Genomic DNA, 19,981 nt, shown 5'->3' with positions numbered 1-19,981 from the left:
TCTCGAGGCTAGACCCGCAGCAGGGTCTGCGCCCCGAGCCCCTCCTCGATGGTGGCGTACTCGGGCCGCCAGCCGAGTTCCTCACGGGCCTTGTCGCTCGACACCCGCAGGTTGATGTGCAGCGCGCGGTACATGTACGGCGCGACCGCCATCATCCAGGTCGGCGCGGTGAACGGCTTGGGCGCCTCGAAGGCGTGCGCGATGGCCTTGATCATGTCGCCGAAGCCCTTCTCGGCGTCCACGACGTTGTACGCGGGGCTCGGCTGGTCCAGCTCGATCGCCTCGACGACGGCGTTCGCCGCGCTCGCGAGATGCGTCCACGGCAGTACGCGACCATGGTCGTTGAACGCGGGCATCTGCCGCTTGCGCAGCATCTGCACCATCGTCTCGGTCGCGCCCGGCCCGTAGAACAAGCCGTACCGGAGCGAGACGGCTTCCAGCCCCGATGCCAGAGCCAAGTTCTCCTTCTCCCGCATGGCCTCCAGGTGACGGTTGAACCCGGCGTCCGGGTCGGTCACTCCGAACTCGTCGGCCTCGGTCAGCACCCGGTCACCGAAGTCGCGGTAGCCGTAGCCGAAGACGATGTTCTCGCCGACGAATCGGCGTACGCCGGCCAGCTTGGCGGCTTCGAGCAGATTCGCGGTCCCCGCGATCCGCAGGTCGTCCGTGCCGTGCATGCCCTTGTGGGTCATCGGCGGCTTCTTCAACGCGGTCGCCGCGTGCACCACCGCGTCGGCTTGGACCCCCGCGAACGCCCGGAGCAGACCTTCCCGGTCGAGCAGGTCGCCCCGGATCTCGTTGTGGTCGCCCCGGCCGAGCCCGAGCACCGTGTGCCCGGCGTCGGTGAGGGCGTGGCGAATGTGACGGCCGAAGACGCCGCTGGCTCCGGCCACGATCACGGTCTGGTTCTTCATCTCGGTCATGCCCATGGGACAGGGCAGCCTCCTGAAAAGTGACATACCCCGGCGTGACCCCAGTCACCCTCTTCCGCCCGGCTTTCCGCACTCGCTTTTGGGCAGCTTTCCGCCCGGCTTGGGGCACTGGATCAGAGTTCTCGGTCGGATCTTGGGCCAAGATTCGACGCGGATCCCTGATCCAGCGCGAACGCCGGGCGGCCCGGCGCGGCAGCGCGGCCCGAGAGCGCGAGTGTGAGCGCGCATGAGTGTGAGCGCGAGCGGGCCGTGCGGGCTCAGGCGGCGTCGACGGTGATGATCACCGAGGGTGACCCGTGCGGCTTGGTCAGCAGGATCCGCCCATCGGGCGCGACCACGATCATCCAGCGCTCGTCCTGGCGGCCCGGGTCGGAGACGCCGAACCGGAGCGGGTCGCCGGGCCAGGTCGCCCGGTCGTCGCGGACCAGGGTCGTGACGTGGACGTAGCTCTCGCAGTCCGGGTCGGGGCAGCGGACCAGGCGCACGTCCAGTTCGTCCGGGCCCGCCGGATCGGTGATCACGGCGTAGTAGTCGCCCCCGGGCCGGGCCGCGACCACCGCCGGCATCAGCCCTCGGCAGGTGCCGAAGGAGCACCTCGGTACGCCCGCCACCCGGGGAGCGCGGAGAAGATCCTCGGCCGTCGGGGCGTCCGCGTCGGTCTGCCCCTGCCGGATGAGCCGCGTCTCGGCGCAGTCGGGCCGGGTGCACCAGCCGAGCCAGCCCTGGCCGGCCGTGTCGCGGTAGACCGCGAAGAGCCGCCCGCCCCGGTCGACCCCGGCGACCAGCGTCTCCTCGGCGTCGCCGGTCGCCGGTCGGGTGACCAGCCCGAGATCCACGGTCGTGCCCGCGCGGCAGGACTCGTCCCGGCACCGGATCAGCGCGAGTCGCCGGTCCCCGGTGTCGCCGACGGGGGTGGCTTGGGCGAGCACGATCTCGCCTGTCTCCGGGGCGGCGACGGCCACGGCGCCGGCCTTGCCCACTAGGTCGATCCGGCCCGCCGCCTGCCCGCCGGAGCACTGCCGGCCGGGGTCGCAGACGGTCAGCAGCCGGCTCGACAGGATGGCGACGGTGCCGTCGCGCCGGACGGCCACGCTCGCGGCTGACGTCATCGCCGGGATCTCGGTGCTTCGGAACTCCGAGCAGCGGTCGTCGAGGCAGTCCTTGATGCCGTCCAGCGTCACCAGCACCGGGTGGTGCGATGCCGGCCACCCGACGGCGAGCACCGGGCTGCCGATGTACGGCTCGTGGCGTACCTCGGTGAGGCGGTGGCTCGACACGATCGCGCCGGCGACTGCGGTGGGCAGCAGGAGAAGGGCGGCCGTCGCGATCACTACCGCCCGGCTCGGCGGGATCGTCGAGCGTGGGGCGAGTTCCGGGATGATCCGCGTACGCCGGTAGATCGTCAGCAGGGTGATCGCCGGGAGCGCCACCGCCGTCGCCGCGATCAGGGTCAGCAGCAGGTGCACCGCCAACCCCGTCGGCACCGACGCCGGACGCAGGAACCGGTCCGGCAGCGCCACCGCGGCGACGGGCGCTACGACGCCGAAGGCGAACAGGACGCCCATGTCCCAGCGCTTGCCCCGCAGTTCGGCGTACGTGGTGAAGGCGGCGAACCCGGCCTGTTCGACGACCGCGACGGTGGCGGACAGGGCGAAGTTGGTCGCGACTCCGATGAGGATGATCGCCACGAGCGTGACGACGAGGACGACGATCAGGGGTTCGCCCGGCAGCAGCAGTCCGGTCAGGAATCCGCAGACGACCAGCGGCACCACGTACGCCGCCACCGCGACCAGCGCGACGGGCAGCGCCCGGAGCGCGCGGTGCAGCGGACGGGGTCCGCCGTCGAGCACGGCGACCCCGGTCAGCACCGTGATCGTCCAGCCGAACCCGAGGACGATCGTGCCGAACCAGTCGTCCCGGCCGAAGGTCAGTACGCCGTCCGCCACCCGGGCGTCGGCATCGGTGAGCAGGTGCCACGCCGTACGCACCAACAGCAGCGCCACGGCGGCGGGGACGACCTTCAGCGCACGCATGGCCGTCAGCGTAGGTCCCCCGGGCGATAGGCGCAGATCACGGTTACGCATGCCAAAACCGCCGGGGGAGGCATGCATAACCGTGATCTGCGACGAAGGGATTAGGGGAGGGCGTTCAGGTAGGGCTCGTGGCTGTTCATGAACTCCCAGCCGTAGTAGCGGTCCCAGTTGATCGACCAGGTCATGAGTCCCCGCAACGCCGGTGAGGTACCGCCACGCAGGGTGTAACCGCCGCAGTTCGTTCCGCGTACCAGACAGTCCAAAGCCTGGTGGACCGCGGCGGGCGAGGTGAACCCGTTGCCCGCGCTGACCGCGGCCGGGGTGCCGAAGGCGATCTGGTCCTCGCGCAGCGCGGGGAAGGTGAAGCCGGTGCCCGCGACCGTGAACCCGGCGGCGAGCATGTCCGTCATCGCGATGTGGAAGTCCGCGCCGCCCATGGTGTGGTACTGGTTGTCCAGGCCCATGATCGGGCCGGAGTTGTAGTCCTGCACGTGCAGCACCGTGAGGTCGTTGCGCAGCGCGTAGATCACCGGCAGGTAGGCGCCCGCGCGCCGGTCGCAGCCGCCGCAGTTGCCGCCGTAGAACTGGTAGCCGAGCTGCACGAAGAACGTCTCCGGCGCCATGCTCAGCACGAAGCCGGAACCGTAGCGGCTCTTGAGCGTGCGCAACGCCGAGATGAGGTTGACGATGACCGGCGTGGTCGGGTTCGTCACGTCGTTGTCACCCGCGTTGAGCGTGAGCGAGTGCCCCTCGAAGTCCACGTCGAGACCGTCGAGGCCGTAGCGGTCGATGATGGCGCTCACCGAGCTGACGAAGGTGTCCCGCGCGCCGGTCGTGGTGAGCTGGACCTGGCCGTTCTGGCCGCCGATGGACAGCAGCACCTTCTTGCCGGCGGCCTGCTTCGCGCGAATCGCGGTGATGAACTGCGCCTCCGTCTCGACGCCCGGGCACTCGCTGACCGGGCACAGCTGGAAGCGGATGTCGCCGGAGGTCACCGAGGTCGGCTCGCCGAAGGCGAGGTTGATGATGTCCCAGGCGGCCGGCACGTCGGCCATCTTCAGGTAGCCGGACCCGTTCGCGAAGCTCGCGTGGAGATAGCCGATCAGCGCGTGTCGCGGCAGACTCGTGGAACATCCAGTCGTCGTCCCGCTTGCGGTCGCGCTCTTCGCGCTCTCCCCATTCGAGTTGTACGCCGAGACGCTGTAACTGTGGCTGCTGCAAGCGCCCAGGCTGCCCACGGTCGCAGTCGTGCCGCTGACGGTGGTGACGAGGGTCGTGCCCTCATACACCCGGTATCCGGTAGCGCCGCTCGCGGCGGCCCAGCCCAGCGAGATCGAGTTCGCTGTCGTGGCGGTGACCGACAGTCCACTGGGGACGGGCGGTGCCGTCGTGCAGCCGGTCGTCGTGGCACTCGTCCCGGCGCTCTTGGCGCTCTCGCCCACCGAGTTGTACGCCGCCACCGTGTAGGTGTGGCTCGTGCACTTGGTCAGCCCGCTGATCGTGGCGCCGGCCCCGGTGACCGTCGTGACGAGGGTGCTGCCCTCGTAGACCCGGTACCCGGTGACCGTGCCGGAGGCGGCGGCCCAGGACAGGGCGATCGAGGTGTCGGTGACCGCGCCGACGGCGGGCGCGCCGGGCGTACCGGGGACGCTGGACCCGCCGGGGCCGTCCAAGGACACGTCGTCGGCGTAATAGGTGCCCTGGCCGTACCAGCCGTGCGTGAACACCTGCACGCTCGTCTGCGTGGCCGTCGTCGTGAAGTTCACGGTGAGCTGCGTGTACGCCGCCGCGGACGGCGTCCACGTCGACGCGCCCCCGACGATGCCGAGGTAGACGTAGTTGCCGCGGACCCAGCCCGTGAGCGAGTACGCCGTGTTGGGCAGCACGGCCACGGTCTGCGTGCACTGCGCGTTGTCCGAGGCCGAGGCCGCCCCGGCGAGCGCCTTGGTGCCGCTGTGGACCGGGGTGCTCACCACCGAGCCGGTGCTGCCGGCGCACGTCCAGGGGGAGAGCGTTCCGGTCTCGAAGCCCGGGTTGCTCAGCAGATTCGCCGCGTACGCCGGCGTGCTCACCACCACCATCGCCGCCCCCAGGACGGCGAGGGCGCCTGCGGCAGCGATAAATCGAAGCTTCTTCATCCGATAATTATTAGTAAACCTTACTGAGAATGTAAATGCCTGTCTGATGCGGCCGTTCGGCTCCGAATGTCGGGGGGCCTCGGCAGAATGCCGTCACATGGGGCTTTCGATTCCAGACACCTTCCGTGGCGAGGTGGTTCGGCCGTCCGACTCCGCATACGACGAGCTGCGGCAGGTCGTCGCGGGAGACGTCGACAAGCGACCCGCGGTGATCCTGCGCCCGGTCGACGCGGCGGACGTGGCGACCGCCCTCGCGGTGGCCCGCGAGTCCGGGCTGCCGCTGGCGGTGCGCTGCGGAGGACACAGCGGAGCCGGGCACAGCGCCGTCGACGACGGCATCGTCCTCGACGTCCGCAATCTGAAGACTTTGGAGATCGACGCGACCGGGAAGACGGCGTGGGCCGGTTCAGGGGTGACCGCGGGGGAGTACACCGCGGCGGCCGGCGAGCACGGGCTGGCGACCGGGTTCGGCGACACCGGTTCGGTCGGCCTCGGCGGCCTCACCGTCGGTGGCGGGATCGGCTTCCTCGTCCGCAAGTTCGGCATGACCATCGACAATCTGCTCGCGGCCGAGGTCGTCACCGCCGACGGCCGGATCCACCACGTTGACGCCGAGTCCGACCCGGATCTGTTCTGGGCGATCCGGGGTGGCGGCGGCAACTTCGGCGTCGTCACGAAGTTCCGGTACCGCCTGCACGAGCTGGGCGACTTCGTCGGCGGCATGCTGATCCAGCCCGCGACGCCCGAGGTGGTCGGGGGCGTGCTCCAGATCGTCTCGTCCGCCCCGGAGGAGCTGTCGGCGATCGTCAACGTGATGGCCGCCCCGCCCTCGCCGTTCATCCCCGAAGAAGCGCACGGCAAGCTCATCGTGATGACCCTCCTCGGGTACGCCGGCCCGGCCGCCGAGGCGGAGAAGATCCTCGGCCCGCTCCGGGCGCTGGCGACCCCGATCACCGACACCGTCCACCCGATGGCGTACGCCGAGATGTTCCCGCCGGAGGACGCGTCCTACCGCCCGACGGCGGTCGGGGAGAACATGTTCGTCGACTCGGTGGACGATGCGGCCGTCGAGACGATCCTCAAGCAGCTCACCGAGTGCGACGCGCCGATGCGGGTCGCCCAGATCCGGCCGCTCGGCGGGGCGATGGCCCGGATTCCGGCCGACGCCACCGCGTTCGCCCACCGGGACGCGGCGTACATGGTGAACCTGGCCGCCTTGTACACCAGCCCGGCCGACCGGATCGCCAAGCACGAGTGGGTCACCTCGTTCCGGGATCAACTCGAAACCGGGATGCCTCGGGCGTACGTGGGGTTCGTCGGCGACGAGGACAACCCCGAGCGGGTGCGGGCGGCGTACCCGGGGGCGACGTATGACCGGCTGGCGGCGCTGAAGCGTCAGCACGACCCGGAGAACCTGTTCCGGCGCAACCAGAACATCCCACCCGCCTGACCCGCTCTCTCCGGCCGCTGGCTTGAGGCGCTGGATCAGGGTTCTCGGTCGAATCTTGACCCATGATTCGACCCGGATCCCTGATCCAGCCCCTCGCTGGGCGAGGCCCGCGCGGGGAGGCGGTGCGGGTCAGCCGCCGGAGTCGTCGTGCTCGGCGTCCTCGGGCACGGCGTCGGAGTCGCGGTCGTCGAGCCAGCCGTAGGGGAGCACCACCTTGGCGGGGGAGTTCGTCCGGCCGCGCGGCTGGCCGAGGTTGGCCTCGGGGAACGGCGCGGCGAAGTCGAGCTTGCCGAGCAGGTCGTCGAGTTCCATGAGCGACGACGACATCGCCATCGCCTGGCGCAGCTGCGGCCCGACCGGGAACCCCTTGAGGTACCAGGCGACGTGCTTGCGGAAGTCGGTGATCGCCTCGCGTTCGGCGCCCCACCACTGGACCAGCAGTTCGGCGTGGCGGCGCATCACGTTCGCGACCTCGCCGAGGTTCGGCATGACCCGTTCGGGGCGTCCCTCGAAGGCGGCCTGGAGATCGGCGAACAACCACGGGCGGCCGAGACAGCCCCGGCCGACGACGACGCCGTCACAGCCGGTCTCGCGGACCATCCGGAGTGCGTCGTCGCCCTCCCAGATGTCGCCGTTGCCGAGCACCGGGACGTCGAGCGCCTGCTTGAGGGTGGCGATCGCCTCCCAGTCGGCCTGGCCGGAGTAGCGCTGAGCAGCGGTACGCGCGTGCAGCGCGACCCATTTCGCCCCGGCCTCCTGGGCGATCAGCCCCGCCTCGACATACGTGAGGTGGTCGTCGTCGATGCCCTTGCGCATCTTCACCGTGACCGGGATGCCGGCCGGCGCTGCGGCGTCGACGGCCGCCTTGACGATCGCGCCGAAGAGACGGCGCTTCCAGGGGATGGCCGAGCCGCCGCCCTTGGACGTGATCTTCTTGACCGAGCAGCCGAAGTTGAGGTCGATGTGATCGGCCAGGTTCTCGTCGACCACCCGGCGGACGGCCTTGGCGGTGATCTCCGGGTCGACCCCGTAGAGCTGCATGCTGCGCGGATTCTCGTCCGGCGCGAACTCGATCATCTTCTCGGTCTTCGGGTTGCGCACCGCGAGCGCGACCGTGGTGATCATCTCGCAGACGTAGATCCCGCCGCCCTGCTCACGGCAGAGCTGGCGGAACGCCACGTTGGTGATTCCCGCCATCGGGGCGAGCACCACGGGCGGATCCACCGGGAAGGGGCCTAGCCGCAAGGTCACGCCACCAAGAATCCCATACGCGTACGCCTTCCCCGCAAGTGACGGCGCTTACGCTGGCGGCATGACATCGCTCGCATGCGACCTGGCGCAGGGGGTGATCCCGGCCGAGTCCGGCGACCGTACGCTCGTCGCGGTCTTCGCCACTCCGGTCGCCGAGTTCCTCCTGCACTTCGGCCAGGACCTGGGCTACCGAACCGTGCTGGTCGAACCGGACCTGACCCGGATCGGCGGTACGCACCGGCTGGCGAGCAGCGTCGACCCGTCGTTCGCGGATCCGACCGCCGACATCGTGGTGACCGATCACGATCGCCCCGAACTGGGCGCGATCCTCAAGGCGGCGTTGGACACCCCGGCCCGCTGGATCGGGGTGATGGGCAGCGTTCACCATGTCGCCCAGCACGTCGCGGCGTTGACCGAACTCGGCGTCGACCCGGCGCAGATCGACCGCGTACGCCGTCCGATCGGGCTCAACATCGGGTCGAAGGCGCCAGCCGAGATCGCTGTATCGACGCTGGCCGGGCTGATCGCCGACCGCAACGGCCGCCCCGGCGGCTTCACCTTCTAACCCCCGCGCTGAGGGGTGACAAGCAGATCAGGGATACGCAGGCTTCGGGTGCCGAAGTTCGCCTGCGTATCCCTGATCTGCAGCTCATCGCCCCGCGAGGCGGGGGGAGACCGTCAGGCGGTCTTGATCGCCGAAAGCTCGAACTCCAGCGTGACCTTCTCGCTGACGAGTACGCCACCGGCCTCGAGCGCGGCGTTCCAGTTCACGTTCCAGTCCTTGCGGTTGATCGTGACGGCGCCCTCGAAGCCGACCCGGGTGTTGCCCCACGGGTCCTTGACCGCGCCCTCGAACGAGAACGGGACGGTGATCGGCTTGGTCACGTCCTTGATCGTGAGGTCGCCGGTCAGCTCGAAGGTGCTGTCGTCCACCTGGCGCGCGGCGGTCGAGACGAACTTGATCTCCGGGTACGTCTCCATGTCGAAGAAGTCGTTGCTGCGCAGGTGGCCGTCGCGCTGCTCGTTCCGGGTGTCGATGCTCTTCGCCTGGATCGTCACGGCGACCTGGGACTTCTCGGGGTTGGACCCGTCCAGGAAGCCGGTGCCCTCGAACTCGTTGAACGCGCCGCGCACCTTGGTCACCATCGCGTGGCGAGCGGTGAAGCCGATGCGCGTGTGGGACGGGTCGAGGGCGTACTGTCCGGTCAGCTCGGCGAGGGAAGCGGTAGCGGTGGTCATCTGAATCTCCTAGGTAGTTGAACTCTCAACCAACGGGTTACAGCTTACCGAAGGTGTTTGAAGCGTCAACTATTCCCACGCGGTCGATCACATGTGAGCTACGCCACACTTACCCACTCAAACCCAGCGTCACCTGCGGGAACGGCTGAAAAGTCGTATCGCAAGCCATCTCGCCGCAGCGCGACCAGCGACACCGAACTGCTTCCCCAGATCTCGTGCTCGCCGAACTCCCGGCGTACGAGCAGCGCCCGCGAGTCCTCGCGCGCCAGCCCGTCGCCGGTGAACAGCGGCAGCCACTCGCGCCACGCTGTCGCCACGGGTCCGTCGCCCGGTTCCGGCCGGGCCGCCGCCAGCCTCGGGCGGAAGTACTCCAGCCGCTGCCGGATGTCGGTGACGGCCTGCTCGGGCGCGTCCCGCTCGCGAATCCCGTCCAGACCCATGTTCGTCACGATGTGCAGGCCCGGGGACAGCTCCTGACTGTCGAGCTGACGGCCGTCCCATGACCATATGCGTACGCCGAGAGCGGTGGCCCGGACCAGGTGAAACGGGTCGTAGTGGACCGGGTCCTCCAGCGGCGCCCCGAGCGGGAGGTCGCCGCGCGAGCGGCGGCCGTCCGCGCCGGCCGTCGGGCCGAAGCCGTTGAGCACGCAGGACACCGCCGGCTGCATGGGATCGACGGCCAGCCAGGTGCCACCCGCCTGAAGATCCTGGCCCCCGAGGACTCCCGGCCGATCCGGCCAGTGCGCTCCCGGGAACCGCCACGGCCGGGCGAGGAACTCGTCGCGTACGCCGACGACCAGCACGGGGATCGCAGAGCCGGGCTCGAAGCTGACGATGACGGTGCACATCAGAACGCCAGGAGCTGGTCGAAGCCGTCCTGGGCGATCCTCTCCAATGTGTCCAGAGCCTGCTCGGCCTGGGCGGCCGCGGCCGGATCCCGTTCGGCCAGGCCGCTGGCGGCGTACTCGTCCTCGTCGAGGCGCAGGATCACGGATCCGTCGGCGGACCGCCACAGGTCGAGGTCGAGGTCGTCGGCGATGACCGCACCGTCTTCGACCGAAACCGGCCGGGCGATGTCGCAATACCACCCTTTGCGTACGCCGTCGGCGGCGACGATCTCCTTCACCGAATACCACCGGTCACGCCAGTAGTGCTCCGTGAAGATGTCGCCGGGCTCGAACCAGATGTACCCCAGGTCCTTCGCCTCTTCGCCGGCGAACGGGGCGCGGACGGCGAGGTGGTTGCCGTCGTCGTCGACCACCGTCGCGGCGTACGACAGCTTCTCGCGCCCGTACTTGACCAATCGAACCATGACCTCGTGACCCGGAGTGAGCCTCATGATCCGAAGGCTACGCGCGTTGCGGGAAACGTCAGCGTCGGGTCGGCAGCCGCCCCGACCGCCGGAGGCACTTCTGGGCGGCGATCCGAGCCTCCTGCGCCTCGGCGGCTGCTTCGGCTGCCTCCTCCGTCAGTGCTCGGGCGGCGATCTGGGCGATCTCGTACGCCTGCCGAGCCGAGCGCTCCAGTATCGCGGCGGCGTCGTAGCGACGCCGTGCCTCGACGTCCTCCGCGCGTAGCCGGGTGAGCTCGTGCGACTGCTCCTCCTGGGTCGCGTCCCAGCCGTCGATCTGCTGCCAGAGGGTCTGCAACTGTTCCACCGAGATCACCCCCTGCCGGTACGCCACCATCGCGGCCCGGGAGGCCTCGCCGACCGGCTCCCGGGACGGCGCGCTCTCCTCAATGGACACACGTTGCAGCCCGTCCGCCAGCGCGTGCGCCGCCACGACCTGGTGGCGGTCGCACTCGTCCCGGTGGTTCTCGGCGTTCTCCAGCTCGACGGTCGTACGCGCAGCCGTGTCGGCCGCCTCGAGCGCCTTGGTGAACGCCGCAGCGGCGATCTCCTCCAGCTCGCGGGCCTCCTCGACGAGCGGGCGGCAGTCGGGGGCGGACTTGCGTGCGCCGGTGTTGCCCGAGACGAGCAGAGCCAGCGCGGCGACCGCGAGCAGGGCGGCGGCGAACACGCCACCCCAGACGGTGAACGCCGACTCCGACATCCGCTGAGCCTAGCGGGGGTATGCCGAAAGTTCGACCGTCAACTATGTCCGCACCGTTGATCATTCCGTTGAGGAGTTGATCAGGGACTCCGGGACACGACACGCCGGTTGATCACGACCGTTAGTTCATGATCGCGCGGAAAGGACGGGGGGGTGGGGGGGGTGGGGGGTGAGGGGGGTGAAGGGGGTTAGGGGTGGGTTAGGAGGGCTAGGCCGTCGTCTTCGGCTTGGACCTGCCAGCCCAGCCGGGCGTAGAAGGCCATGGTGGCCGTCGCGGCGGTCCGGGTGACCAGCCAGGCGGGGGAGTCGTCGAGGACCGTGGTGAGCAGGGTCCGGCCGAGTCCACCGCCTCGGGCGTCCGGGCGTACGGCGAGTTCGACGACCTCGACGGCGCCGGCCAGGTCGTCGACGACCGCGCCGAACCGGTCGCGGAGCAGTCCGTAGAAGCCGTCGGACGGCACCGGGGCCGGGGTGCGTACGCGGAAAGCGAAACCGGCGATCGCGTCGTGCTCCCGGGCCCAGGCCGCGACGAATCCGTCCCGGGCGGTCCAGTCGGGCACCGACGCCACGAAGGTACGCACCTGGTCGGCGGACTCGTCCCAGGGTGGGCCGGAGAACGCGGCGCTGTAAACGTCGGCGAGGTCGTCGAGGGCGGCGAGGAACGGGGCGGGTTCGGCGTACTCCACCGGGGGGTGCGGCATCCAGTGATCTTAAGAGTCGGAAAACACCGTTGCGGGGGTGAAGATCGCGTGGGTAGATTCGCAGTACACGGGAAAGGAGGTGGTCCAGCTGTATAGCAATGGGACTCGTGAGGTGGCTGTCCGCTAGCCGCTGTCCTTGACTGCTTCGTCAGGGCCGTGTGACAACGGTGTGGCGAATAACAGGCAGCTACCCGACCCCCAGGGCTTATCCGGCTCAGTCCAGCCGGTCCGCATCAGGCGGAACCCTGGGGGTCGCACCATTTCCGGCGTACTTTCACCGGCCGGTCAGGCGGGCGGGCCGGGGATCAGCGCCGCCTTGGTGATCAGGTCGCGCAGCCACAATCCCCGTCGCCACTGGGTCAGGCGGCTGACCCGCCCGGCCGTGGCTGCGATCCTCTGGGTCGGCTTGCGGCGCAGTGCGTCGAACCGGGCCAGTCCGGCGGCGACGTCCCCAGAGCCCAGGCAGTCGGCCAGCGCCGCCGCGTCGATCAGCGTCTGGCACGCGCCCTGCCCGAGGTCCGGGGTCATCGCGTGAGCGGCGTCGCCGATCAGCACAACGGAGCCGGATACATAGGACGGCAGGGGCGGGTCGAGATACGTGAGGTCGTGGCGCAGGACCTCAGTCTCCGCGTACCGGTTCAGGATGGCCGGAATCGGCTCGGGCCAGTCGCCGAAGACGCCGCGCAACTCGGCCAGGTCGTCCGCCGGCCGGTAGCCTTGGGGCACTGTCAGCACGGCGTACCAGTTGGTCTTGCCGGGCTCTTGCGGCGTGACGCCGAACTTGACGCCGCGCCCCCAGAACTCGCCGCCCGCGGCCAGGTCGAGATCCGTGACGCCGCGCCAGACCGTGGCCCCGGCGTAGCGCAACCGGTGGTCCGGGAAGAGGGCCGCGCGGGCCTTGCTGTTGGCGCCGTCCGCGACCACCACCAGGGGATACGCCTGGCGCAGCGCACCGAGATCGGTGACGGGGTCGCCGAAGCGGACCACGCCGCCCGGCACCGCCTCGGCCAGTACGCGCAGCAGCGCCGGCCGCGACAGCAGATAGACGGGTTCGCCCTGCTTGCGGGCGAGCCGTTCGACGTCGAGGGTGGCGATCAGGGAGCCGTCGTTCCGCCGGATGTGGCCGTTGGCCTGCGGACGGCCGGCGGCCCGCGCGGCCGCGCCGACGCCGAGCTGGTCGAGCGCACGCATGGCTGACGGCCACATGCCGAGTCCGGTGCCGGTCTTGGGCAGGTCGTCGGCCCGCTCGAAGACGGTGACGGCCCAGCCCGCGCGGATCAGTCCGATCGCGGTGGCGAGGCCGCCGATGCCGCCCCCGACGATCGCTGCTGTTCTCCTCATGACTCGACCGTACTACACCTGTAGTGCCCATGACTACAGGTGTAGTGTGCTGGCTGTGACTGATCGCCGTACGCTGCTGCTCGACGCCGCGATCGAAGTGCTGGGCACCCGGGGACTCCGGCAGCTGACGCACCGGACGGTGGACGCGGTGGCCGGGCTGCCCGAGGGATCGGCGTCCAACCACTTCCGTACGCGGGAAGCCCTGATCAGCGGGGTGCTCGATCGGCTGGTCGACCGGGAGACGGAACTGTGGGGCCGGCTCGGCGGCGCTCAGCCGCTGGACGCGGAGCGATTCGCGACCGCGGCCGGCGCGATGATCACGGAGCTGGCCGGTCCCGGCCGGGCCGTCACGCTCGCCCGGTACGCGATCTTCCACGAAGCGGCGTTCAACCCCGATCTCCAGCGGCGGATCGCGGAGAACCGGGAGCGGCTCGCCGCCTGGGGAGTGCCCCTGGTCGCGGCGTTGGGCTCGGCCGAGCCGGAACGGCATTACCGGATGCTGCTGGACCTGATCGACGGGCTGCTGCTGAACCAGCTCGCCAGCCCGACCCCCACCTTCGACCCCGCCGCCACCATCCGCACCCTCCTCCGCGCGTGGTCCTCCCCCCGTTGACCTCTCCCCGTTGACCTCTCCCCGTTGATCATGGAGTTAACCGTGGTCTCGACGGCGTGGCGAGGGGGCGAACTCCATGATCAACGAGGCGGGCCGCGCTAGGCGGGGAGGCGTACGACGTTGTAGGTCACGTCCGGCGCCGGGTCGACGTCGAACCGGGCGTTCACGGCGTACAGGTAGGGGCCGAAGAGCGCGATCGTCGCCGGGACCTGCAGTCGCGGATCGGTGATCTCGTCGACCAGCACCGCCCGGTCCGTCCCGAGGGCGAACTTCGCGATGATGTTGTCGGAGTTGCGGCAGATGTAGAGCGTCCGGCCGCGGCGGATCATCCCGTCGCCGTTGAGGACGCTGGCCCCGCCGAGGTCGACCTGGGTGGCCGTGCCGCGCCGGGGATCGAAGGCGAACAGCCGACCGGCGACCATCTGCACGATCAGCAGTTGCCGCCCGTCCGGGGTGGTCTCGATGCCGTTGTTGAAGGCGTCCACCTCGCCGAGCCCGCCCGGCAGCGTCATCGCGTACGCCGCCGACGGGTCGGGCAGCCGGCCGCCCCGGCCGAGCGGCACCACGAAGAGCTGGTCGCTAGGGGAGTCGGTGAAGTAGACGGCGTCCTCGGTCACGATCGCGTCGTTCACGAAGCCGCCGCCGAACTGGTATTCGGCGAGTTTCGCGCCGGTGTTCCCGTCGTAGACGATCGCTCCGCCGTTCGGGCCAGTGCAGGCCCAGATCCGGTTGAAGCGGTCGATCTCCAGCCCGATCAGGTGGCCGTCGGCCGGTCCGGGGATGAACACGCCACCCCGTCCGGTCAGCAGGCTGCCCCGGTAGATCGAGCCGGTCGCGATGGAGCCGACGTAGAAGTGAGTGCCCGAGACCGCGATCCCTTCGGGATTCCAGCCGTCGGGCAGGTCGATGACCTCCGGCAGGGTGGCGCCACCGGCCTGGGCGGGCGTCCCGCCGAGCAGTCCGGCCAGCGGGGCGGCCGCCAGCGCGGCCACCATCGTCCTTCTGCGCATGGATAGTCCTCCTTGGACGGCGAGCCCCGTGCCCGCCGGCAAGGAAACCGGGTGGAGCGGTGAAATGGTTGTCAGTCGCTGAAGACGAGCCCTTCGGCGTGCGCGGTGACCTCGGCCGGGGTCGGCGGGGTGAGCAGGTATCGGGTGATCACGTCGGCGCGGGGGTCGCCGGTGTCCACACACGCCTGGACCGCCGCGTGGACGTCGTACCGGGTGGACCGCAGGGCTACGTCCGGCCCGAGCAGCGCCCAGTACGCCGTACCCGGCTCGCCGAGGTGGTAGGGCAGGCCGACGCTGCCGGAGTTGACGCTGCGCCGCCCGGCGACCGCCCGGTGGAACTGGAGGTGGGTGTGGCCGGTGACGATGACGTGCTCGGCGACTCCGGCCGACAGCTCGGCGTACCGGGCTTCGGGCGTCTCCGGCGTCACGCATTCGGTGTCCTTGCGCGGCGAACCGTGGCAGAACCGCACGCCGCCCAGCCCTTCGACGTCGACGACCACGGTGAACGGGAAGGACTCCAGGAAATCGATCGCCTCGGCCGAATGCTGCTGGGGCATCCAGAAGTCTCGCTCCCGTTCCGGCGTACGCCCCTGGCGGGCCAGCTCGTAGACCGCCCGATCGGCGTTCCCGCGTACGCACACCGCCCGGTCGCCGAGCGCCCGGACGAGGTCGACGGTCCGCTGCGGTTCCGGTCCCCAGGTGAGATCGCCGGGGAAGACCACCAGGTCGGCGGCTTGTACGTCCGGTTCCGCCAGCACCGCCCGGAGGGCGGGGACGTTGCCGTGGACGTCGGCGAGGACGGCGACTCGGCGTACCGGTCCGTAGCGGGGTGTCATAGCGCGATGATGCCGCGTCACGGGCATTGACGCGAACCGGTCGGCAGAGCAGACTTCTGACCTCAGTGGACAGAGAGGCGGCGCCGGAGCCATGCGTAAACGTTTGATGCTCAGCGCCGCCGCGGCGGTGACCGGCGTCTTGCTGCTGACCGCGGCGGGTGTGGCGGCCTGTTCGGTGGCGACTCGGGACGCGGCCTCGACCACCCAGGAGACCGGTGCGGCCGGGACCGAGGCCGGACTGGACGCGTCGGCGGACCCGAGCGCGAGTGCGAGTGCGAGCACGAGCGCCAGTCCCAGCGTCGTCCCGGCGACCAACTGCGGCCGGTACGCCTTCGCGAAGGCGTCCACGAGCACGCTGCGCGCGGCGAAGAAGAAGGCGTTCGCGTTCTACTTCCCGCCCTACCCGATCTCGATCGAGAACAAGGACCCGGGCAGCGACTACTGGGCCAAGTGGACGACCGAGGCGGACCGGCTCGCCAGCGGCACCAAGCAGGGCGAGGAGATGCTCGATCGGCCGCTGACCCGGGCCCCGTTGTCCGGCAACTGGCGGCAGAAGGACTTCGAGACCGAGATCCGCCAGGCGATCGACATGGGCCTGGACGGGTTCATCTGGGAGTACCACAGCGTCAGCTCGGACGCCCGGTGGACGCAGCTGCCCGCGATGCTGGCGGCGGCGAAGGCGGTGGACCCCGGGTTCCGCATCATGCTCAGCCCCGACCTGCAGCAGGGCGCGAACTCCACCCAGGCGTCGATCGTCAACGATGTGCTCAAGGTCAAGAGCGAGCCGGCGCTCTACAAGGTCGACGGCAAGATCGTGTTGGCCCCGTTCTATCCGGAGCGCGTCGCCGTCTCCTTCTGGGACGGCATCCGCACGACGCTGGCGGGCAGCGGCGTGCAGAGCGTGCTGGTGCCGATCTTCCTCTCGGGCTCGCCGAACGTCCGGGCGGCCGCCTGGAACAACAGCGTCTACGGGTACTCCCTCTGGGGCAACCGATGGGTCGGCGGCGCGGACTCGGTACGCAAGGGCGCGGTCGAGGCGCACGCCAACGGGCGCAAGTACATGGCGCCGATCGCGTTCGAGGACACCCGGATCTACGACGGCCGCTATTGGGAGTCGTCCAACAGCGGCGCGCTGCGGGCCATGATGGAGAAGGCGATCGCCGGTGACGCCGATTGGCTCGCCCTGATCACCTGGAACGACTACACCGAGTCTTGGGTGGCGCCCTCGAAGGGCCGGGGCTACGCGGTCGCCGACACGATCGCGTACTACACGTCGTGGTTCAAGACGGGCAAGCGGCCCAGCCTGGTCCGGGACGCGCTCTACTACTTCCACCGCAGCCACCGGACCGACGCGCCCTACGACACGAGCCTCCAGCAGATCGCGATGCACATCGCGAACGGCGACGGCGCCTCGAACAAGGTCGAACTGCTCGCCTTCCTCAGCGCGCCCGGCAAGCTCGTGATCAAGCAGGGCGGCACGGTGTCCACGAAGGACGTCACGGCGGCGGGAATGGTGTCGTTCGCGGTCGCGATGGTGCCGGGCACCACGCCGTCGTTCGAGCTGCAGCGCGCCGGCAAGGTCGTCCAGGCCCTGCAGAGCAAGGTGCCGATCAAGGCCAAGGTCACCCACCAGGACATGATGTACCGGGCGGGCGGCGGCACCGCCTGCGGCGGAAAGGCTTAAGCCAGCAGGGCTTCGGCCCGGTCGGTCCGCAGGTGCAGCGCCGTGCGGCCGTCGCGGCTGGTCGACACCAGCCCGGCCCCGCGCAGCACGCCCAGGTGCTGCGAGATCGCCCCGGCCGTGACGCCCAGCCGGATGGCCAGATCCGTCGTCGTCGCGGGCTGCGCGAGGGTCGTCAAGATCTCCGCTCTGGTACGCCCGACGAGCGCGGCCAGGGCATCGGAAACGGGTTCGGGCCGCTCCCACAGGGTCGCCACACCGCGAGCGGGGTAGCGCAGGGTGCCGGCCGCGACCGGGCGGACCGACGCGGTGACGCGCGGCCAGCAGAACACACTCGGGCAAAGGATCAGCCCGTTCCCGTTGAGCCGCACCGGCTTCTTGTCGTACGGCGGGCGCCGCGGATGGACGTGGAGCACCCCGTCGAGGAAGCGCACCTCGTCGTGCAGACCCGCGAAGAGCCCCTCGATGCCGCCCTGCGCCAGCAGCCCCGCCCGGTACGCGATGTCGGCCTCCAGTACCCGCCGCATTCGAGTCCAATGTGGTGCGATCAGGGCTTCGTAGCAGGCTTCGAGGGCGTCCGCCGCAGCGCGCAGGCCGTCTCGCGGCTGCTCCGCCAAGCGCCGGGTCCGCGGGGTGTCGACCTGGAGCGTGCTCAGCTCTTCGCGTACCCGTGCGGTCGAAACGGACTTGATCCGACGGAGCTCGTCGCTGAGCGCGGGCAGCCGGACGTCCGGAGCGGGCAGCAGGAACGCGGGCTTGAACCGGTCGTTCGCGGCCAGATCGAGCAGGAGATCCACCCCCGGACCGGCAGGTACGCGCGGCCGCGCCCACCGGGTCCACGGCAGGTGGACGGCGTGGACGCCGGGCCGATGGAGCGCGGCGAGCGCGAAGACCGTCTCGTACGCGGGCGAGACGGCGAAGCGCACGCGGGCCAATTCGAGCCCGTCGAGCGGGATGCGCAGAGCCATGACCCCAATTTAGCGTCCGCTAAATCGTGGCCGCGTTCGACGAGTTCGCCGCAGCATCCCCGGCATGACGGCACTTCTCGAAACCCCGGTCCGGCGCGCCCGGCGCGACTGGCGCCTACTGTGGAGCGCGGGGGCGATCTCCAGCCTCGGCGACGGCGCGTTCCTCGCCGCGGTGCCGCTGCTCGCGGCGACGATGACCACCGACCCGCGGCTGATCGCCGGGGTGACCGCCTGGGGCACGCTGCCCTGGCTGCTGGCGGCGCTGCCGGCCGGAGCGGTCGCCGACCGGCTGGACGCCCGGCGGACGCTCACGGTCGTCCAACTCGCCCAGGCGCTCCTGATCGGGGTGCTGGCCGTCCTCGTGACAGTGCGGTCCGGCGGCATCCTCGCCGTGTACGCCGTCGCGTTCGCGGTCGGGCTGGCCGAGACGCTCGCGAAGGTGTCCGGCCAGCGGCTGCTTCCCGCGGTCGTCGACCCGGCCGACCTGGAGAAGGCCAACGGCCGGCAGAACGGGGCGCTCTTCGCCAACCGGCAGTTCCTCGGCCAGCCGCTGGGCGCGTTCCTGTTCTCGGTCGCCGCCGGGCTGCCGTTCTGGGTTGACGTCGCGTCGTTCCTGGTCTCGGCGCTACTGGTCCACCTCATCGGCCGTTCCTCCCGCGCTGCTTCGGGCGCTGTTTCCGGCGTTTCCTCCGGCGCTGGTTCCGGCGCTGCTTCTGGCGTTTCTTCCCGCGCTGGTTCCGGCGCTGCTTCTGGCGTTTCTTCCCGCGCTGGTTCCGGCGCTGCTTCTGGCGTTTCCTCCGGCGCTGTTTCCGGCGGGTCGGCTGGGCGGTCGGCTCGGGCTCGGCGGTCGGCTGGGCGGTCGGCTCAGCGGTCGGCTGGGCGGTCGACTCAGCAGTCGGCTGGCCGGTCGGCTGGCCGGTCGGCTGGGCGGTCGACTCAGCCGTCGGCTGGCCGGTCGCTTCGGCGGGAGATCACCGCCGGTGTGCGGTGGCTGGCCTCGCATCGGCTGCTCCGGACCCTGTCCCTGCTGGCGGGCGTGGCGAACCTCGCCAACTTCCTGGCGATGGCCACCTTCGTGCTCTTCGTGCGCGATCGGCTCGGCGTCTCGGACGCGGCGTACGGGGTGGTCGTGGCGCTGACCGGAATCGGCGGCGTGCTCGGCAGCTTCCTGAGTGGACGGATCGTCGGCCGGTTCGGCGGGCGGCGTACCGTGACGACGACGCTGTTCGTGACGCCGACGGCGATGATCGTCCTCGGCCTGTACGCCCACGACATCGTGACCCTGACCGCACTGGCCGCCGTCACGACGTTCAGCGCCTCACTGTGGAACGTCGCCGTGATGTCGGTGCGTCAGCGCGCCGTGCCGGCCGACCTGATGGGCCGGGTCGCCAGCGTCGGCCTGCTCGTGGCCTTCGGAACGCAGCCGATCGGCGCGCTGCTCGGCGGCTACGTCGCACAGTGGTGGGGGCTGGCCGCCCCGTGGATCGTGGCCGGGGTTCTCCGTCTCGTCGCGGCCGTCGCTTCGCTCCGCCCGCTCGCTGCCTGGCCTCGCTCGTGACGGCCGCCCGCGCTCCCACCGCCCACCCGCGCTCCCACCGCCCGCCCGCGCTCCCGACGCTCCCGTCTGGCCCCGTTGATCATGGGCTTTGCACCCCTGACACGCCGTCGATACCGCAGTTAACTCCATGATCAACGCGACGGGGGGTGGGGGTGGGGGTGGGGTGGGGGCGCGAC

Annotated in this window: 18 protein-coding genes and 3 pseudogenes; 6 read left to right on the top strand and 15 right to left on the bottom strand. The window is 70.4% G+C overall.

All coding sequences use genetic code 11. The annotated features are described in order from the left end of the window. Positions 1–8: 8 nt before the first annotated feature. From AB0M47_RS18910 to AB0M47_RS18895, 4 genes and pseudogenes are all read right to left on the bottom strand, one after another. On the bottom strand, positions 9–923 hold the full coding sequence (locus tag AB0M47_RS18910; RefSeq protein WP_363415018.1) for an NAD(P)-dependent oxidoreductase: 915 nt from the start codon (positions 921–923) through the stop codon (positions 9–11). 266 nt (positions 924–1,189) lie between these two features. Then, complete coding sequence (locus AB0M47_RS18905) at positions 1,190–2,965, bottom strand: hypothetical protein (protein ID WP_363415015.1); 1,776 nt, start codon at positions 2,963–2,965, stop codon at positions 1,190–1,192. Positions 2,966–3,066: 101 nt separating this feature from the next. Continuing rightward, complete coding sequence (locus AB0M47_RS18900) at positions 3,067–4,329, bottom strand: glycosyl hydrolase family 18 protein (RefSeq protein ID WP_363415125.1); 1,263 nt, start codon at positions 4,327–4,329, stop codon at positions 3,067–3,069. Between the two features lie 405 nt (positions 4,330–4,734). Next, positions 4,735–5,046: pseudogene (locus AB0M47_RS18895) on the bottom strand (carbohydrate binding domain-containing protein); the annotation flags it as partial. A gap of 154 nt (positions 5,047–5,200) precedes the next feature. On the opposite strand from AB0M47_RS18895, the gene AB0M47_RS18890 reads away from it, so the two are divergent. Continuing rightward, on the top strand, positions 5,201–6,553 hold the full coding sequence (locus AB0M47_RS18890; RefSeq protein ID WP_363415012.1) for an FAD-binding oxidoreductase: 1,353 nt from the start codon (positions 5,201–5,203) through the stop codon (positions 6,551–6,553). A gap of 129 nt (positions 6,554–6,682) precedes the next feature. On the opposite strand, the gene dusB is transcribed toward AB0M47_RS18890, so the two are convergent. Beyond that, a complete protein-coding gene (gene dusB / locus AB0M47_RS18885; protein WP_308197780.1) occupies positions 6,683–7,804 on the bottom strand; it encodes a tRNA dihydrouridine synthase DusB in 1,122 nt (373 codons plus the stop codon). Between the two features lie 61 nt (positions 7,805–7,865). Here dusB and AB0M47_RS18880 point away from each other — a divergent pair, with 61 nt between their 5' ends. After that, positions 7,866–8,369: an XdhC family protein gene (locus tag AB0M47_RS18880; RefSeq protein WP_363415008.1), complete on the top strand. Its 504-nt coding sequence runs from the start codon at positions 7,866–7,868 to the stop codon at positions 8,367–8,369. Positions 8,370–8,482: 113 nt separating this feature from the next. On the opposite strand, the gene AB0M47_RS18875 is transcribed toward AB0M47_RS18880, so the two are convergent. From AB0M47_RS18875 to AB0M47_RS18850, 6 genes are all read right to left on the bottom strand, one after another. Then, entirely contained in the window at positions 8,483–9,043 is a 561-nt protein-coding gene (locus tag AB0M47_RS18875) for a YceI family protein (protein ID WP_363415005.1), read from the bottom strand. A 98-nt stretch (positions 9,044–9,141) separates the two neighbouring features. Then, positions 9,142–9,891 (bottom strand): NRDE family protein, encoded by a 750-nt coding sequence (locus AB0M47_RS18870; RefSeq protein WP_363415002.1) that lies wholly within the window; start codon positions 9,889–9,891, stop codon positions 9,142–9,144. Then, a complete protein-coding gene (locus AB0M47_RS18865) occupies positions 9,891–10,382 on the bottom strand; it encodes a DUF402 domain-containing protein (RefSeq protein ID WP_363414999.1) in 492 nt (163 codons plus the stop codon). The genes AB0M47_RS18870 and AB0M47_RS18865 overlap by 1 nt, the downstream gene beginning before the upstream one ends. A 31-nt stretch (positions 10,383–10,413) precedes the next feature. Next, complete coding sequence (locus tag AB0M47_RS18860; protein ID WP_363414996.1) at positions 10,414–11,097, bottom strand: hypothetical protein; 684 nt, start codon at positions 11,095–11,097, stop codon at positions 10,414–10,416. A gap of 188 nt (positions 11,098–11,285) precedes the next feature. Beyond that, positions 11,286–11,798 (bottom strand): GNAT family N-acetyltransferase, encoded by a 513-nt coding sequence (locus tag AB0M47_RS18855; protein ID WP_363414993.1) that lies wholly within the window; start codon positions 11,796–11,798, stop codon positions 11,286–11,288. 285 nt (positions 11,799–12,083) lie between these two features. Next, positions 12,084–13,139, bottom strand: coding sequence for an FAD-dependent oxidoreductase (locus AB0M47_RS18850; RefSeq protein ID WP_363414990.1), 1,056 nt, complete (start codon positions 13,137–13,139; stop codon positions 12,084–12,086). A 55-nt stretch (positions 13,140–13,194) separates the two neighbouring features. Between AB0M47_RS18850 and AB0M47_RS18845 the strand changes: the two genes are divergently transcribed. Further along, positions 13,195–13,752 (top strand): TetR family transcriptional regulator, encoded by a 558-nt coding sequence (locus tag AB0M47_RS18845; RefSeq protein ID WP_363414987.1) that lies wholly within the window; start codon positions 13,195–13,197, stop codon positions 13,750–13,752. 98 nt (positions 13,753–13,850) lie between these two features. On the opposite strand, the gene AB0M47_RS18840 is transcribed toward AB0M47_RS18845, so the two are convergent. Then, a complete protein-coding gene (locus AB0M47_RS18840; RefSeq protein ID WP_363414984.1) occupies positions 13,851–14,762 on the bottom strand; it encodes a superoxide dismutase in 912 nt (303 codons plus the stop codon). Between the two features lie 71 nt (positions 14,763–14,833). Further along, the gene (locus AB0M47_RS18835; RefSeq protein ID WP_363414981.1) at positions 14,834–15,598 is read right to left on the bottom strand and encodes a metallophosphoesterase family protein; all 765 of its coding nucleotides are present in this window, start codon (positions 15,596–15,598) and stop codon (positions 14,834–14,836) included. Between the two features lie 91 nt (positions 15,599–15,689). On the opposite strand from AB0M47_RS18835, the gene AB0M47_RS18830 reads away from it, so the two are divergent. Then, positions 15,690–17,282 (top strand): glycoside hydrolase family 71 protein, encoded by a 1,593-nt coding sequence (locus AB0M47_RS18830; protein ID WP_363414978.1) that lies wholly within the window; start codon positions 15,690–15,692, stop codon positions 17,280–17,282. Here AB0M47_RS18830 and AB0M47_RS18825 read toward each other — a convergent pair. Then, positions 17,279–18,247 carry a DUF5937 family protein gene (locus AB0M47_RS18825; RefSeq protein ID WP_363414976.1) on the bottom strand — a complete coding sequence of 323 codons (969 nt, stop codon included), beginning with the start codon at positions 18,245–18,247 and terminating at the stop codon, positions 17,279–17,281. The genes AB0M47_RS18830 and AB0M47_RS18825 overlap by 4 nt on opposite strands. Positions 18,248–18,311: 64 nt before the next feature. Here AB0M47_RS18825 and AB0M47_RS18820 point away from each other — a divergent pair. Next, positions 18,312–18,881: pseudogene (locus AB0M47_RS18820) on the top strand (MFS transporter); the annotation flags it as partial. A 4-nt stretch (positions 18,882–18,885) separates the two neighbouring features. On the opposite strand, the pseudogene AB0M47_RS18815 reads toward AB0M47_RS18820, so the two are convergent. Further along, positions 18,886–19,146, bottom strand: a pseudogene (locus tag AB0M47_RS18815) (hypothetical protein); the annotation flags it as partial. 71 nt (positions 19,147–19,217) lie between these two features. Between AB0M47_RS18815 and AB0M47_RS18810 the strand changes: the two are divergent. Further along, entirely contained in the window at positions 19,218–19,805 is a 588-nt protein-coding gene (locus tag AB0M47_RS18810; protein WP_363415122.1) for an MFS transporter, read from the top strand. The last annotated feature ends 176 nt before the right edge of the window (positions 19,806–19,981 follow it).

It is taken from the genome of Hamadaea sp. NPDC051192, from assembly GCF_040682475.1.
In the GTDB taxonomy this organism is placed as follows: domain Bacteria; phylum Actinomycetota; class Actinomycetes; order Mycobacteriales; family Micromonosporaceae; genus Hamadaea; species Hamadaea flava.
This window is presented reverse-complemented; position numbering and strand designations above follow the sequence as displayed.